At 68.9% G+C, this 14,796-nt stretch carries 15 protein-coding genes and 1 tRNA gene; 5 read left to right on the forward strand and 11 right to left on the reverse strand.

Features of this window, described 5'->3' with window-relative positions; all coding sequences use genetic code 11:
- Positions 1 to 324 precede the first annotated feature (324 nt).
- From OG766_RS18990 to OG766_RS19025, 7 genes are all read right to left on the reverse strand, one after another.
- On the reverse strand, positions 325 to 981 hold the full coding sequence (locus OG766_RS18990; protein WP_328725840.1) for a contact-dependent growth inhibition system immunity protein: 657 nt from the start codon (positions 979 to 981) through the stop codon (positions 325 to 327).
- 13 nt (positions 982 to 994) lie between these two features.
- Complete coding sequence (locus OG766_RS18995) at positions 995 to 1,291, reverse strand: RNase A-like domain-containing protein (RefSeq protein ID WP_328725841.1); 297 nt, start codon at positions 1,289 to 1,291, stop codon at positions 995 to 997.
- Between the two features lie 57 nt (positions 1,292 to 1,348).
- The gene (locus OG766_RS19000; protein ID WP_328725842.1) at positions 1,349 to 1,927 is read right to left on the reverse strand and encodes a hypothetical protein; all 579 of its coding nucleotides are present in this window, start codon (positions 1,925 to 1,927) and stop codon (positions 1,349 to 1,351) included.
- A gap of 19 nt (positions 1,928 to 1,946) precedes the next feature.
- A complete protein-coding gene (locus OG766_RS19005; RefSeq protein WP_328725843.1) occupies positions 1,947 to 3,722 on the reverse strand; it encodes an RNase A-like domain-containing protein in 1,776 nt (591 codons plus the stop codon).
- Positions 3,722 to 4,027 carry a WXG100 family type VII secretion target gene (locus tag OG766_RS19010; RefSeq protein ID WP_328725844.1) on the reverse strand — a complete coding sequence of 102 codons (306 nt, stop codon included), beginning with the start codon at positions 4,025 to 4,027 and terminating at the stop codon, positions 3,722 to 3,724. The genes OG766_RS19005 and OG766_RS19010 overlap by 1 nt, the downstream gene beginning before the upstream one ends.
- Positions 4,028 to 4,046: 19 nt before the next feature.
- Positions 4,047 to 4,241 (reverse strand): hypothetical protein, encoded by a 195-nt coding sequence (locus OG766_RS19015; RefSeq protein ID WP_328725845.1) that lies wholly within the window; start codon positions 4,239 to 4,241, stop codon positions 4,047 to 4,049.
- 542 nt (positions 4,242 to 4,783) lie between these two features.
- A tRNA-Gly gene (locus tag OG766_RS19025) sits at positions 4,784 to 4,857 on the reverse strand.
- 279 nt (positions 4,858 to 5,136) lie between these two features.
- On the opposite strand from OG766_RS19025, the gene OG766_RS19030 reads away from it, so the two are divergent.
- From OG766_RS19030 to OG766_RS19040, 3 genes are all read left to right on the forward strand, one after another.
- Positions 5,137 to 5,346, forward strand: a complete 210-nt coding sequence (locus OG766_RS19030) for a hypothetical protein (RefSeq protein WP_328725846.1) — start codon at positions 5,137 to 5,139, stop codon at positions 5,344 to 5,346.
- A gap of 106 nt (positions 5,347 to 5,452) precedes the next feature.
- A complete protein-coding gene (dcd, locus tag OG766_RS19035) occupies positions 5,453 to 6,028 on the forward strand; it encodes a dCTP deaminase (RefSeq protein WP_266380955.1) in 576 nt (191 codons plus the stop codon).
- Between the two features lie 13 nt (positions 6,029 to 6,041).
- Positions 6,042 to 6,539: a phosphoribosyltransferase gene (locus tag OG766_RS19040; RefSeq protein WP_266380958.1), complete on the forward strand. Its 498-nt coding sequence runs from the start codon at positions 6,042 to 6,044 to the stop codon at positions 6,537 to 6,539.
- 105 nt (positions 6,540 to 6,644) lie between these two features.
- Here the strand turns inward: OG766_RS19040 and OG766_RS19045 are convergent, their stop codons facing one another.
- The 4 genes from OG766_RS19045 to OG766_RS19060 form a co-directional block, all read right to left on the reverse strand.
- Positions 6,645 to 7,529, reverse strand: a complete 885-nt coding sequence (locus OG766_RS19045; RefSeq protein ID WP_266380961.1) for a Yip1 family protein — start codon at positions 7,527 to 7,529, stop codon at positions 6,645 to 6,647.
- Between the two features lie 84 nt (positions 7,530 to 7,613).
- Entirely contained in the window at positions 7,614 to 8,780 is a 1,167-nt protein-coding gene (locus OG766_RS19050) for an FG-GAP repeat domain-containing protein (protein WP_328727501.1), read from the reverse strand.
- Between the two features lie 321 nt (positions 8,781 to 9,101).
- The gene (locus OG766_RS19055; RefSeq protein ID WP_328725847.1) at positions 9,102 to 11,375 is read right to left on the reverse strand and encodes a (Fe-S)-binding protein; all 2,274 of its coding nucleotides are present in this window, start codon (positions 11,373 to 11,375) and stop codon (positions 9,102 to 9,104) included.
- A gap of 88 nt (positions 11,376 to 11,463) precedes the next feature.
- The gene (locus OG766_RS19060) at positions 11,464 to 11,994 is read right to left on the reverse strand and encodes a sugar transferase (protein ID WP_266380966.1); all 531 of its coding nucleotides are present in this window, start codon (positions 11,992 to 11,994) and stop codon (positions 11,464 to 11,466) included.
- Positions 11,995 to 12,251: 257 nt separating this feature from the next.
- On the opposite strand from OG766_RS19060, the gene dnaK reads away from it, so the two are divergent.
- Positions 12,252 to 14,111, forward strand: coding sequence for a molecular chaperone DnaK (gene dnaK, locus OG766_RS19065; protein ID WP_266380969.1), 1,860 nt, complete (start codon positions 12,252 to 12,254; stop codon positions 14,109 to 14,111).
- A complete protein-coding gene (grpE, locus tag OG766_RS19070; RefSeq protein ID WP_266380972.1) occupies positions 14,111 to 14,764 on the forward strand; it encodes a nucleotide exchange factor GrpE in 654 nt (217 codons plus the stop codon). The genes dnaK and grpE overlap by 1 nt, the downstream gene beginning before the upstream one ends.
- Positions 14,765 to 14,796 lie beyond the last annotated feature (32 nt).

Genomic DNA, 14,796 nt, shown 5'->3' on the forward strand with positions numbered 1-14,796 from the left:
GAGCGGGAGAAGGCCGCTGACGTGCCCGACGATCAGGCATCGGGCACGGAACGGGCACGAGACGCCCAGGCCGGTCTGGACAACAACAAAGCCCCGGGCCTTCGGCCTGGGGCTTTCGCGTGGAGCGGGTGACGGGAATCGAACCCGCGCTCTGAGCTTGGGGATCATCTGGCACTTGGGGCCGCACATAGCCGCTGAGCTGCGGGAACGCCAGTTCAGAGCCGCTCACTCGCCGCCTGCCCTGCTGCTGTCCGCTGTTGACCGCCTCTACTGGCACGTAGTGGCACGGGCTCTCGCAACCGGCCGTCGGTCACGAGGGCCGGATCAGGCGCCGGACAGCGTCGTCGCCACTGACTGGAGCCAGGCGCCGTAGGAGAAAGGCTCGGGCGGGCCGACCTCCACGCCGAGTTCGGCGGCGGCCAGGGCGTAGTCGCCCTCGTCCAGGGGGAGCGCGAGCAGCTCGTGGAGCTCGCCCACGAGGCGTGCGACCAGCTGGGGGTGGGTGGTGGCGGCATAGTCGGCGAGGGCGGCGTCGTGGTCGGGGAACTCGTCGACGATGTCCTGGGAGAACCAGCCGCCGAGCAGTTGCGCGGTCTCCGGGAAGCGGGCGTGCCACTCCCAGTGCGTCTGGGGGGACGACGGTTCCGGTACGTCGCCCTCCTCGATGCTCTTCTTCAGGTGGTCGGCCAACACCATCAGCCAGCCGCCGATCTCCGACTGGTGTATCCCGGTGTCCGGGATCGCGTAGAACTCGCCCAGGCCATGCCGGATGCGGCCCGGAGGGTTGCGGCTGTACTCGCGCAGCTGGCGTTCCGCCTCCGCGATGGCCGAGGGGCGGGTGTGCCAGGTGTGCCGGAGGTAGGCGTCCAGCGCGCGACTGCGCCGTTCCGGGGTGTCGTCGGCCGGCTGCCCCAGGTACGCGCGCATCACCTGGTCCAGCTCGCCGTACCGGCGGTCGTGTTCGAGGGGCTTCATGGACATGTGCGTGCGGCCCCTACAGGTAGAACGGGATGGTCGTGTGCACGACGAAGCCGTGCGGGCTCGACGGCTCGCGGCGCAGCACCACGCGCGCCGCGCGGACGTCGACGGGGCCGCGCCCGGCCAGCAGCTCGGCTTCCAGCTGGACCCGGCCGACGGCGTCGCGGGACGGCCAGGCGGTCTCGATCGTGAGGCGGGCACGGGTGCCCTGCGCGAGCCAGCGGTGGATGGCCTGCTCGTTGGCGGTCACCACCTGCTGGGTGGCCCAGTGGGCGGTCTCCCGGTCGGGATACGTCGCAGATCGCGTCAGCATGGTCACCATCCTCCAGGATGCCGGGAACGGTTGATCACCGGCGCCTTGTGCGTGTGCTCAGTTCGCGTTGAACGACCAGAAGACCCCGACCTCGTCCGCGCTCACGGCGATCAGTCCGAGGTCCATCAGGTGGTCGGTGAAGGCCCGGCCGCCGGCGAGTTCGCCGGCGAGGAAGTCCGGCGAGGAGGACGTCCGCGCCAGGTCGGAGGAGGTACGGAAGACGGCGTCGGCACCGAACCGGCCGAGCAGCGTCCAGGCGTCGGCCAGCACATCGTCCCGGTCGGCGCGTGCCCGGACGGGGCGGACTTCGAAGAACCACTCCTGGGTCATGGAGGCGAGCAGCTCAGCAGCAGCGGGGGCCGTGACGGGATACGTCCACGCGTGTACCTCCTCGACCGTGAGCGGCAGGAACGGGTAGGAGGGACGGACGTTCTCGCGCCCCTCCTTGTCGATCTGCCACTCCAGTGTCCGCCAGCCCCGGGGGTCGGTGACCGTCCGGTCCATGACGGCCAGGACATCCCGTCCCCAGTCGTCGTGCCGTCGGGGCCCGGTCATCGCAAAGGTGTAGACGTCGTCGAGGAGCCGCTCCAGCGCGGCGTCCCAGGCAGTGCCTGCAGTGCTGTCGTCGGGATGCATTCGGCTTCCGGTCGGTCGGTCATGGGGCGGGCATGGACGTGTAGATGATGTAAGGCGGATCGAGCCTGGAATCGTACTTCAGGATCGTTTTCACGTTCTTGACGTCGACCGCCTTCGCGTCGAGCCCGTGATCCCTGTACCCGGTCCCCGGGATGTTCTTGCTCGGATCGTTCGGATCGGGAGTGGGCTGCTTACCCACGTACTTGCCGCTGGCCTCGCCGTTGGGGGCCGGGCTGGTGAACGCTTCGGTCTTCCCTTCCGGCGGATTGGTGGCCAGCCACGCGTCGATCTCGGACTGTTTGGCCCGCAGATTGTGTTCCGTCAGTCGCTGCGCGCTGGCCATGTCCTTGAAGGACGACGAGCCGCCGATCGTGGGCCTGCGCTGCTCCGGCCAGTTGCTGTGGTCCTGGGCCTGGTCGCGCAGGCGTTGGGCGAGCTGCTCGTCGGTCTTGCCCACGTGCTTGTCCAGGGTGTGGCCCCCACCCAGGTACTCGTTGCTCGCCAGGTCGAAGGCGTGATTGCCGGTGGCGCCCGCTTCGGTCCACCGCTGCTCGTGCTTGAACTCGTCCAGGGCCCGGGCGCCGAAACCGTGGGCACGGGCGACGCCGGCTTCGAACTTGGGGGCGCTCCGATGTGCCTCGTCCAGCGGCCCCTTCAGTGCCTCCATGCGGGTGGTCAGACCGCCCAGGATGCCGGTGTACGTGTTGACGATCCGGTTGAGCTTAGCCGTGTTGATGTTGAGCACGGTCTTGACGTCGAACGAGAGGATCAGGCCCGCACCCTTGCCGATGGCGGACGTGACGGTGCCGAGCAGGCTCTTGGGGCCCTTCGGTTTGGCCAGGTCTTCGATGATCTCCTTGGCGGCCTGCAGCATGGCGCGGTGGATCTCGTCCTCGACGTCGCGGTTCAGGTCGACGGCGGCTTCCGCGTACTCGCGCAGGATGGTGGCGATGTTGTCGGCCGTGTCCTTCAGCACGGCCAGCACAGGCTCGCTGCCCGTGGGGACGCGGGGCGTGCCCGGGCCGGAGTTCGCGGTCTGCCCCCACTGGTAGCCGCTTTGCTGCCGCCCCCAGGCCGTCCCGCCCCACAGCGCGCTGCAGAAGGTCCGCATGGCGGCTTCCCAGTCGGCCTGATGGTGGTTGGTGATGGTGCCGACTGCCTGGGTGAGCTGGTCCGCCCCCAGCGACGCCGTGATGGAGACGTTCATCCAGCTGTGGCAGAGGGAGTTGAGGTAGTGCTGCTGTGGGAAGGGGTGGACGTCCGCCACCCTTCCGACCCGGAACACGTGCTTGCACAGCGGCTGGAGCACGTCCCGGACGATCTCGGGGATGGCCTCCATCGCGCCGCGCATGATGTCGTCGCCACCGTCGTCGTCGCCCCACTTGATGTCGGGTATCGAGTCGAACTTCGGGGCCTTGTCGACGACCGCGGGCCGCGGGCGCTGCTCGGCCGTTTTCCCCGGCTTGGGGTTGGCCGCCGCGTCCGCCTGGGTGTAGGCGTTGGCAGTCTCGGTGAATCCGACGGCTACGCCGCCGACGCTGAGTACGGACTTGCCCCAGACCTCCAGCCAGCGGTCGCCGATCTTCTTGTACGCCTGGGCGAACTGCTGGGCCTCGGTGCCGGCGCCTCCGGCGTCGGGGTATTCGCGCAACTCCTCCAGGAGCTTGTTGGCGCCGCGTATCAGGAAGTCCTGCTGCGTAGCGACCCGGCCGGAGACCGACCAGAGGTCGCTCGGTTTGACGTCGATGGTGCCGTTGCCGCCCGGTGACTGGGTCGGGGTGGACGGTCCGGCCATCAGGCGCCGCCTCCCCAGCCTTCGAGTACCGACCTGTTGGCCGCGGCGTAGTTGAGGTGTCCCGTGACCACGACCTCGTGGAGCCAGGCCTGGGCGGCCTTGAGGTCGTCGGCGGAGCGGCTCCACTTGTCCAGTTCGTCGATGAATGCCTCGCGGGCCTCGCCGTCCCAGGTCAGCACGACCTTGGTGGCCCGCCCGTACAGCGTGTCCAGCTTCTCGTTGAGGGTGCGGAGGATGTCCTCCAGGTCCCCCGAAAGCCGCTGCAGGGTAGCGAAGTCGACGGTGATCCGGTCTTCGTCCGGCATAGTGCTGATCCCCCGTGGTTCAGACGTCCAGAATGCGGCTCTTCGGCTGACCCGCGTCCGGCGCGGGCGCCGGGTCGGGCACGGTGAGGGCGCGGGCGGCGGCCGACACGTCCTCGCCCTCCTGCATCCGCCTGATGCGGGCCAGGGTGTCGAGCTCCTGCTCGGTGAAGCCGTCGCGCGAGGCGCGCATGGCCGCTTCGAGAAGGATCACCACCTGGCGGATGCGGACGGCGTCCTCGGCGACACCGCGGTGCAGGGAGCGGTACGCGGTGGCGGTGGGTTCTTGCCAGCCCGCGGCGATCTGTCGACGACCACGTCCATGGCGCGGGTTTGCTGTTCCGGATAGCGCTGCATCTCGTCGAGATCGTTCGCCAGCCTGGTGAGGCCGTCCTCCGAGACGTCCAGATCGGCGTTCCGCATCCTGAGCCCCCGCTCGTCGCGCCTTTCGTACGCCTATTGCATGTACGGGTGTTCACCCTAGCGAGTGGGAGCCTGTCGATCAGGGCTGGGGTGTGGAGGGCCGGGACGACGAAGGGCCCCGGGCAGTCCTCCGAGCGGGCAGCGCTGATCTGCCAGCACTCGAACCTGGAGCGGCAGAGGGAAGTGGCCGGCGGGATCGACGCCCGCGTCCGGGCCGAGCGTGACAAGGCCGCGAACGTGCCCGACGATCAGGCATCGGGCACGGAACGGGCACGAGACGCCCAGGCCGGTCTGGACAACAACAAAGCCCCGGGCCTTCGGCCTGGGGCTTTCGCGTGGAGCGGGTGACGGGAATCGAACCCGCGCTCTGAGCTTGGGAAGCTCATGTTCTACCATTAAACTACACCCGCGTAGCGGCTCGGTGATCAATGCCGCAGCGTTGCACACTGTACCCCATCGAAGGCCCCCGGTGTATTGCGCCGAGGGTCTTCCGTGCGTTTCGGGGAGGGTTCCGGCGGAAGGTGGTGGGTGGCCAACCGGGGCTCCGGTGAGGGGGCGTGGGGTGGGGGATGTGGGTGCGGGGTGGAGGGGTTGGGGCGTACCTTTGGCGGCGGAGTGCCGCGTGGAGTGGTGTCCTGTTCATCCCCTAATGTGGCTATCTCGTCCGTGCTTGTTGGGGAAGGGACTTGATGGACCCGATGAACTCGAAGAACTTGATGGATCAAGGGGATTCACTGGGACGCACCGTCGTCCGGTGTGCCGAAGGACATGTCTTCACCACCCCGTCGTTCCCGATGCAGCAGCTCGGCAGCGGCCGGATCGGCCCCGGGCGGCTCATCCGGTGCCCCAGGTGCGCGCGGCTGCGGCAGGCCGTGCCTGTGGAGCTGCAGAACCGCTAGGGCGGTGCCGGAGAAGCGGCGGCGAAGAGCGGAGAAGGCAGGGGAGTGAGGCGCGCGGGATCCGCCCGATTGGGGTGGGCCCGCGCGCTCTGCGTATCCTCGGGGCGTGCTTCTCTCAGACAAGGACATCCGGACCGAGATCGACGCGGGACGGGTCCGTATCGACCCGTTCGACGATTCGATGGTGCAGCCCTCGAGCATCGACGTGCGGCTCGACCGCTACTTCCGGGTGTTCGAGAACCACCGCTATCCGCACATCGACCCCGCGGTCGAGCAGGCGGATCTGACGCGGCTGGTCGAGCCGGAGGGTGACGAGGCGTTCATCCTGCACCCCGGCGAGTTCGTGCTCGCATCGACGTACGAGGTCATCACGCTGCCCGACGACCTCGCCTCCCGCCTGGAGGGCAAGAGCTCCCTGGGCCGGCTCGGGCTGGTCACGCACTCCACCGCGGGCTTCATCGACCCGGGCTTCTCCGGGCACGTCACGCTGGAGCTGTCGAACCTGGCGACGCTCCCGATCAAGCTGTGGCCGGGGATGAAGATCGGGCAGCTGTGCATGTTCCGGCTGAGCTCGCCGGCGGAGCACCCGTACGGATCCGAGAAGTACGGATCGCGCTATCAGGGCCAGCGAGGGCCGACGGCCTCGCGGTCCTTCACGAATTTCCATCGGACGCAGGTGTGAGGACCGGTACGCGATGAGTGAGGTACGCGAGAACCTGACGTACGAGAGGTTCGGCGGCGCGATCCGTGAGCTCGCGCAGAGCATCGCCGACGACGGGTACGAGCCCGACATCGTCCTGTCCATCGCCCGCGGCGGTGTCTTCGTCGCCGGCGGCCTGGCGTACGCCCTGGACTGCAAGAACATCCACCTCGTGAATGTGGAGTTCTACACCGGGGTGGGGACCACCCTGGAGATGCCGGTCATGCTCGCGCCCGTGCCGAACGCGATCGACTTCTCCGACAAGAAGGTCCTGATCGCCGACGACGTCGCCGACACCGGCAAGACCCTGAAGCTCGTCCACGACTTCTGCGTCGACCATGTCGCCGAGGTGCGGTCCGCCGTGATCTACGAGAAGTCGCAGTCGCTCGTGAAGTGCGAGTACGTCTGGAAGCGCACCGACGACTGGATCAACTTCCCCTGGAGCGTCGAGAAGGCCGTCGTGCAGCGCAGTGGGCAGGTTCTGGACGCCTGAACCCTCTGCCCCGTTCGCAGGCAGCAGAAGGCCCCCGCCGGTGTCCGGCGGGGGCCTTCTCGCGTACGGGGCGTACGGGTGTATCGGGCGTATGGGGCTAGGGGATCAGATCGTGCCGAGCTTGATGATCGCCAGCAGCGCGATCAGCTGGAGCGCCGACGCGCCCAGCGCCTTCGGCCAGGGCAGGTCGTGCGACTTGCTCACCATCGAGGTGAACAGCGCACCGGCCGCCAGCCAGGTCAGCCAGCCCACCACCTGCACCAGCGAGTTCTCGCCGCCCAGGAAGAGGGCGAAGACGAGCCGTGGGGCGTCCGTGAGCGACATGATCAGCATGGAGAGGCCGACGGTCGGCTGCCAGGCGCCGTCGCCGCCGAGCTGGCGGGCCAGGGTGTGGGTGACCGCGCCGAGGATCAGGCCGCCGATGACGAAGACCACGCCCGTGATGACGACCGACATGAGGGCGCTCATGAACGGGGCGTTGAGCGCCTCGTCGCGGGTCTGGTCGAAGCCGAAGATCGCGAGCAGGCCGTAGAGGAAGGTGACGCCCAGGGCCGGGCCCCAGACCGGATAGTCCCGCATCTGCAGGAACGTCGGGCCGGGGCGCAGCACTATGCCGCTCAGCAGCTGCTTCCAGTGCAGGCGCGGGCCCGCGGGGGCGGGGGCGGTGCCTGCGCGGTACATGGAGCCGTCGCCGTACGGGTCGTCGCCGACGGTGAAGGCCTGGGTGTGGCCGGGGTTGTTGGCGTACGGGTCACCCGGCGCGTACCCACCCGGTGGCTGCTGCGGGTGCTGCTGGTGGTGGTACGGGTCGCCGAAGTACTCCGGCTCGCCGTGTGCGTGCGGTGCCTGCTGCCCCGGAGGGTACGAAGGCGTCGCCTGACCACCCCCGTACGGGCCGTACGACTGTCCGTACGGCGGGGGCGCCTGCTGCGGTTGTTGTTGCGGGGTGCGGTTGTTGTCCCGGCCGCGTCCGATCCTGAATCCAGCCACGCATTCGAACGTACCCGGTCGCGCTGTGTCCGGCGTCCTCGGTCCGGGAACAGGAGGGCCTTTGCTGCCGACCTGTGACATCCCCTACGGGATCTCCAGGAAGATCGACGTGCTGAAGGTGATCAAGGGGCGGATACGGTCCCCACCGCCCGTACCTGCGCCCGTACCTGCGCCTGTACCTGCGCCTGTGCCGGTGTCCGCTCCCGAGTAGACCGCGATGACGTCCGCGCTCTCGCCCCTGTGCGTGCGCGTCACGGTGTCGGCGCGCTTGTCGCCGTCGAAGTCCGCGTACCGCAGCAGCTCGGTGACGGGTGCGGTCTCGCCGGCCGGGAGCGGCGGCGCGGGCGGCAGGGGGACGGCCTTGAAGGTGTACGTGCCGCCGGGGCGTCCCGGGCCGTCGGGGCCGCCCCGCAGGAGCCTGCCCTTGGCCGCGGTGCCGGGCGTGAGGGCGCGGGTGGCGTGGACGAGGTCGTCGTAGCCGTCGCCGTCCGTGTCGGCCCGGGGTGAGGGGGCGGCCAGTACCGGGCCGGCGCCCTGGACCGGTGCCCCGGCGGCGCGGGGGGCACCGGTGCGGGCGAAGGGGCCGCGCAGGAAGCTGACCCGGCCGCCGCTCGCGGTCACGGCGAGGTCCTGGGCGCCGTCACCGTCGTGGTCGCCGCACACCGGGTGGTCGGGCCACTCGTTGCCGTACCTGGCCTGCTCGGGGATCCGCAGGACGACCGCCTTGCCGGTGAGGCCGGCGGGACCGCCGAAGAGCAGCTGGAGGGGGACGGGTGGCCGCCCGATGCCGTCGTACGGGGGGTCGGTGGTGACGACGAGATCGCTGAAGCCGTCCTTGTCGAGGTCGCAGGCGGCCGCGGCGTCGAAGGCGGAGGGGAGGGCGCCGGCGACGCGTGCGCCGTTCGCCCGCGGGGTCAGGAGCCGGCGTACGGAGGGGGCCAGGGAGCTGGTCGCGGTGCCGTAGACGATGCCTATGCCCGCGTCGTCGTCATGGCCGGCGCCCGGCGCCTTCACCAGGTCGTTGAGGACGAGGTCGCGATGGCCGTCCCCGTTGAAGTCCTCCGGGACCCCGCTGCCGTCGCCGTGCGGTACGGGGAGGGCGCGCGGCGCGGCCTTGCCTGCCAGGGCGGAGGTGGCGGGCGTGGGGCGGTCGGGCGCGGGCGTGGAGTCCCCGATGAGCCCGCAGCCCGCCAGCGGGGCCAGCAGCAGCGCGGCCACGCAGGCCGGCGTGGTTGTGCGCAGTCGACGCATCACCGGCGGCACCCACCCCATCCGTCTCTCGGCGGGCCGGTCCATCGGCCTCATCCGTCTCCCGGGCCGCCCGAGGGCGTCTCCGGGGCCCGTTCCGTCGCTCGGGAACCAGCCGCCTCATCATGCTCTTGTCAGGCGCACGGGCCAATGGCCGGGCACTGAGTAATGGACCACTCGGCGGAGATCCGCACGGAGGCGCATGAGGACGCCACAGAGGCGCGTGCGGATGCACGGAAACGCCTGGGCCCGCTGACAGAAGCGGCCGGTCCTGCCCCCGAGGCAGGTCCGGCCGCTTGCTGCTCGTCTATTCAGACGGCTGAGTCACTTCACCGGTTCCGGCTCCGGAGCGTCCGCCGTCGCCGCCTCACCCGCGTCGCCGGGGTCCGCCGGCGTCTTCACGGAGTCGAGCAGCAGCTGGGCGACGTCCACGACCTGGAGCGACTCCTTGGCCTTGCCCTCGCCCTTCTTGCCGTTGACCGAGTCGGAGAGCATGACGAGGCAGAACGGGCAGGCGGTGGACACGATGTCCGGGTTCAGCGACAGCGCCTCGTCCACCCGCTCGGTGTTGATGCGCTTGCCGATCCGCTCCTCCATCCACATGCGGGCACCACCGGCGCCGCAGCAGAAGCCGCGCTCCTTGTGGCGGTGCATCTCCTGCTGGCGCAGGCCCGGGACGGCCGACATGATCTCGCGCGGCGGCGTGTAGACCTTGTTGTGACGGCCCAGGTAGCAGGGGTCGTGGTACGTGATCAGACCCTCGACCGGCGTGACCGGGATCAGCCTGCCCTCGTCGATGAGGTGCTGGAGCAGCTGGGTGTGATGGATGACCTCGTACTCGCCGCCGAGCTGCGGGTACTCGTTCGCGATGGTGTTGAAGCAGTGCGGGCAGGTCGCGACGATCTTCTTGGAAGCCTTCGGCTTCTTCGTCGACTCGTCCTCGTCGTCCTCGCCGAACGCCATGTTCAGCATCGCGACGTTCTCCTGGCCGAGCTGCTGGAACAGCGGCTCGTTGCCCAGGCGGCGGGCGGAGTCACCGGTGCACTTCTCGTCGCCGCCCATGATCGCGAACGAGACGCCCGCCGTGTGCAGCAGCTCCGCGAAGGCCTTGGTGGTCTTCTTGGCCCGGTCCTCCAGGGCGCCGGCGCAGCCGACCCAGTACAGGTAGTCGACTTCGCTGAGGTCCTCGACGTCCTTGCCGACGACCGGGACCTCGAAGTCGACCTCCTTGGTCCACTCCAGGCGCTGCTTCTTCGCCAGGCCCCAGGGGTTGCCCTTCTTCTCCAGGTTCTTGAGCATCGTGCCCGCCTCCGACGGGAACGAGGACTCGATCATCACCTGGTAGCGGCGCATGTCGACGATGTGGTCGATGTGCTCGATGTCGACCGGGCACTGCTCCACGCACGCACCGCAGGTGGTGCAGGACCACAGGACGTCCGGGTCGATGACGCCGTTCTCCTCGGCGGTGCCGATCAGCGGGCGCTCGGCCTCGGCCAGAGCCGCCGCGGGCACGCCGGCGAGCTGCTCCTCGGACGCCTTCTCCTCGCCCTCCATGGTCTTGCCGCCGCCGGCCAGCAGGTACGGGGCCTTGGCGTGCGCGTGGTCGCGCAGCGACATGATGAGGAGCTTCGGCGAGAGCGGCTTCCCGGTGTTCCAGGCGGGGCACTGCGACTGGCAGCGGCCGCACTCCGTGCACGTCGAGAAGTCGAGGATGCCCTTCCAGGAGAACTGCTCGACCTGGCTGACGCCGAAGACGTCGTCCTCGCCCGGGTCCTCGAAGTCGATCTCCTTGCCGCCGCTCGTCATCGGCTGCAGGGCGCCGAGCGCGGTCGAACCGTCCGCGTTGCGCTTGAACCAGATGTTCGGGAAGCCGAGGAAGCGGTGCCAGGCGACACCCATGTTGGTGTTCAGCGAGACCGTGATCATCCAGATCAGCGACGTGCCGATCTTGATCATCGCGACGAGGTAGACCAGCGTCTGGAGGGTCGGGACGCTGAGCCCCTTGAAGGCCAGGACCAGCGGGTACGAGGCGAAGTACGCCGCCTCGTAGTGCTCCACGTGGTGGAGCGCGCCCTCCAGGCCGCGCAGCACGTAGATCGCCAGGCCGATGGTGAGGATGACGTACTCGACGAAGTACGCCTGCCAGGCCTTGGAGCCCGCGAACCGCGACTTGCGGCCGGCGCGCGAGGGGAGGTTGAGCAGCCGGATCGCCATGAGGACGACGATGCCGACGATCGTCATCACACCGATGAACTCGATGTACATCTCGAACGGCAGGAAGCCGCCCAGGATGGGCAGGGTCCAGTCGGCCTGGAAGAGCTGGCCGTACGCCTGTGCGAGCGTCGGCGGAAGCGTCAGGAAGCCGATCGCGACGAACCAGTGGGCGAAGCCCACGATGCCCCAGCGGTTCATCCGGGTGTGGCCGAGGAATTCCTTGACCAGGGTGACCGTACGGGCCTTGGGGTCGTCGGTGCGGCTGCCCGCAGGCACGGGCTGACCGAGCTTCACGAACCGGTAGATCTGCGCGACGGCTCGGGCGATGAGCGCAACGCCGACCACGGTCAGGACCAGCGACACGATGATCGCGGCGAGTTGCATGGAAGGCTCCTCGGGCCTGCGAGGGATCAGGTGGTGAATCAGCACTTACTAAGCGGTAACTTATGCAGTCCGTGCTGAGAGTACCCACTTATTCCGTCGCACTGTAGCCAGGCAGGCGGTGATCTGCGTCGCTCAGGTGACCCTGAGTACGAGGCGGGCGCAGGGCCGGAATCGTGCGCACCAGGACGGCCAGATCCAGCCCGATCCAATGGTGCTCCACGTAATCCTGGTCGAGCAGCTCGGGCTCGTCCCACGGGAGCGACGAATGCCTGCGCAGCTGTGCCGGGCCCGTCAGTCCCGGTCGTACGGTCTGCCGCCAGGGTACGGCCGCGCGCGGGTCGTCGGGCGCCAGGGCCGCCGGGCCGACGAGGGACATCTCACCCCGCAGCACATGGGGCAGCCTGGAGAGCAGGTCCAGCCGCCAGCGCCGGGTGCGCAGGGAGCGGACGGTGAACGGGTAGCCGTGCAGTCCGGTCTTGAGTTCGCGTACGAAGACGCCGCCGGGCGGGCGGCCGAGCGCCGTGGAGCAGGCGGCCGCGGCCAGTAGCGGGGCGGCGAGAAGCAGCAGGAGTGTGCCGAGGGTCAGATCGAGAAGGCGCTTGGGCTGCACGGAGTGCACGGCTCTCACCTGACCGTTCTGTCGGTTCTCTATCGATCTCTGCTGTTTTCTGTCCAGTGCGTCGCGTCTGTGAACCTTTCGCGTGCTTTGCAGAACGATGGCACGGTGGAAGCGGGCGAGGGTGCAGGCCGCGCCGGACCGTGCGCGCAGGGGGGCGCGCACCATAGTTGAGTCACCCCGACTCAGGTCTGTTGACTCTGTGGGACGGGTGGTGCATCCTTGAGCCAGTTCCGCTCAAGTTCACTGGAGGAATCGAAATGGCACGTGCGGTCGGCATCGACCTGGGCACGACTAACTCCGTCGTCAGCGTTCTGGAGGGCGGTGAGCCCACCGTCATCACCAACGCCGAGGGCGCCAGGACCACGCCGTCCGTCGTCGCCTTCGCCAAGAACGGTGAGGTGCTCGTCGGAGAGGTCGCGAAGCGTCAGGCGGTCACGAACGTCGACCGGACCATCCGGTCCGTGAAGCGTCACATGGGTACCGACTGGAAGATCGAGCTGGACGGGAAGACCTTCAACCCCCAGCAGATGTCCGCCTTCATCCTGCAGAAGCTGAAGCGGGACGCCGAGTCCTACCTCGGTGAGAAGGTCACGGACGCGGTGATCACCGTCCCGGCGTACTTCAACGACTCCGAGCGCCAGGCCACCAAGGAGGCCGGCGAGATCGCGGGACTGAACGTCCTGCGCATCGTCAACGAGCCGACGGCCGCCGCTCTGGCGTACGGCCTCGACAAGGACGACCAGACGATCCTCGTCTTCGACCTCGGTGGCGGCACCTTCGACGTCTCGCTGCTGGAGATCGGCGACGGCGTCGTCGAGGTGAAGGCCACCAACGGTGACAACCACCTCGGTGGTGACGACTGGGATCAGCGCGTCGTCGACTACCTGGTGAAGCAGTTCGCCAACGGTCACGGCGTGGACCTGTCGAAGGACAAGATGGCTCTCCAGCGTCTCCGCGAGGCCGCGGAGAAGGCGAAGATCGAGCTGTCGTCCTCGACCGAGACGACGATCAACCTGCCGTACATCACGGCGTCCGCCGAGGGCCCGCTGCACCTGGACGAGAAGCTCACGCGCGCCCAGTTCCAGCAGCTGACCTCGGACCTGCTGGACCGCTGCAAGACCCCGTTCCACAACGTCATCAAGGACGCGGGCATCCAGCTCTCCGAGATCGACCACGTCGTTCTCGTCGGTGGCTCCACCCGTATGCCGGCCGTCGCCGAGCTCGTCAAGGAGCTGACCGGCGGCAAGGAGGCCAACAAGGGTGTGAACCCGGACGAGGTCGTCGCCATCGGCGCCACGCTCCAGGCCGGTGTCCTCAAGGGTGAGGTCAAGGACGTCCTGCTCCTCGACGTGACCCCGCTGTCCCTCGGTATCGAGACCAAGGGCGGCATCATGACCAAGCTCATCGAGCGCAACACGACGATCCCGACGAAGCGCTCGGAGATCTTCACGACGGCCGAGGACAACCAGCCGTCCGTGCAGATCCAGGTCTACCAGGGCGAGCGCGAGATCGCGGCGTACAACAAGAAGCTCGGCATGTTCGAGCTGACCGGCCTTCCGCCGGCCCCGCGCGGCGTCCCGCAGATCGAGGTCTCCTTCGACATCGACGCCAACGGCATCATGCACGTGACCGCGAAGGACCTGGGCACGGGCAAGGAGCAGAAGATGACCGTCACCGGCGGCTCCTCGCTCGCCAAGGACGAGGTCGACCGGATGCGTCAGGAGGCCGAGCAGTACGCGGAGGAGGACCACCGCCGCCGCGAGGCCGCCGAGACCCGCAACCAGGCCGAGCAGCTCGTCTACCAGACGGACAAGTTCCTCAAGGACAACGAGGACAAGGTCCCCGGCGACGTCAAGACCGAGGTCGAGACGGCGGTGACCGAGCTCAAGGAGAAGCTGAAGGGCGAGGACACCGCGGAGATCCGCACCGCCACCGAGAAGGTCGCGGCCGTATCCCAGAAGCTCGGCCAGGCCATGTACGCCGACGCCCAGGCCCAGCAGGCCGCGGGCGGCGACGGTGACGCCGGTGCCTCGCAGGCGAAGGCCGACGACGACGTCGTCGACGCCGAGATCGTCGACGACGAGAAGCCGAACGACGCGAAGGGCGGCGCTGCCTGATGACGGAGGAGACCCCGGGTTTCGAGGAGAAGCCCGACGTCCCCTCCGGCGCCACTCCCGACGAAGCGGCGCAGGCCGCCTCCCCCTCCGCGGAGGAGGGGGCGGCCCCGGCCGGGGACGCAGCACAGAACGCGGTTCAGGCCGGCCTGACGGCCCAGCTGGACCAGGTCCGCACCGCGCTCAACGAGCGCACGCTGGACCTCCAGCGGCTTCAGGCCGAGTACCAGAACTACCGTCGTCGCGTGGAGCGGGACCGGATCACGGTCAAGGAGATCGCCGTCGCGCAGCTCCTGACCGAGCTCCTGCCCATCCTCGACGACATCGGCCGGGCCCGTGAGCACGGCGAACTGGTGGGCGGCTTCAAGTCGGTGGCCGAATCGCTGGAGACGGTCGCCGCCAAGATGGGTCTGCAGCAGTTCGGCAAGGAGGGCGAGCCCTTCGACCCGACGATCCACGAAGCCCTGATGCACAGCTACGCGCCGGACGTCACGGAGACGACCTGCGTGGCGATCCTGCAGCCGGGCTACCGGATCGGCGAGCGGACCATCCGCCCCGCGCGCGTCGCGGTGGCCGAGCCCCAGCCGGGGGCCCAGCCGAAGGACCAGGCGGAGCAGGCGACGGACGAGGAGAGCGGTGGCCCGGACGAGGGCTGACGCAGGGACCGGTGCGGTGACGTACGGGAAGG

Origin of the sequence: Streptomyces sp. NBC_00259 (assembly GCF_036181745.1) — a bacterium.
GTDB lineage: Bacteria > Actinomycetota > Actinomycetes > Streptomycetales > Streptomycetaceae > Streptomyces > Streptomyces pratisoli.

Coding starts and splice junctions, on each gene's coding strand:
- OG766_RS19000 (WP_328725842.1), bottom strand. CDS start 1,927: ATGCATCCCGACGACAGCACTGCAGGCACTGCCTGGGACGCCGCGCTG.
- OG766_RS19010 (WP_328725844.1), bottom strand. CDS start 4,027: ATGCCGGACGAAGACCGGATCACCGTCGACTTCGCTACCCTGCAGCGG.
- OG766_RS18995 (WP_328725841.1), bottom strand. CDS start 1,291: ATGCTGACGCGATCTGCGACGTATCCCGACCGGGAGACCGCCCACTGG.
- OG766_RS19050 (WP_328727501.1), bottom strand. CDS start 8,780: ATGCGTCGACTGCGCACAACCACGCCGGCCTGCGTGGCCGCGCTGCTG.
- OG766_RS19005 (WP_328725843.1), bottom strand. CDS start 3,722: ATGGCCGGACCGTCCACCCCGACCCAGTCACCGGGCGGCAACGGCACC.
- OG766_RS19055 (WP_328725847.1), bottom strand. CDS start 11,375: ATGCAACTCGCCGCGATCATCGTGTCGCTGGTCCTGACCGTGGTCGGC.
- grpE (WP_266380972.1), top strand. CDS start 14,111: ATGACGGAGGAGACCCCGGGTTTCGAGGAGAAGCCCGACGTCCCCTCC.
- OG766_RS19030 (WP_328725846.1), top strand. CDS start 5,137: ATGGACCCGATGAACTCGAAGAACTTGATGGATCAAGGGGATTCACTG.
- OG766_RS18990 (WP_328725840.1), bottom strand. CDS start 981: ATGTCCATGAAGCCCCTCGAACACGACCGCCGGTACGGCGAGCTGGAC.
- OG766_RS19040 (WP_266380958.1), top strand. CDS start 6,042: ATGAGTGAGGTACGCGAGAACCTGACGTACGAGAGGTTCGGCGGCGCG.
- dnaK (WP_266380969.1), top strand. CDS start 12,252: ATGGCACGTGCGGTCGGCATCGACCTGGGCACGACTAACTCCGTCGTC.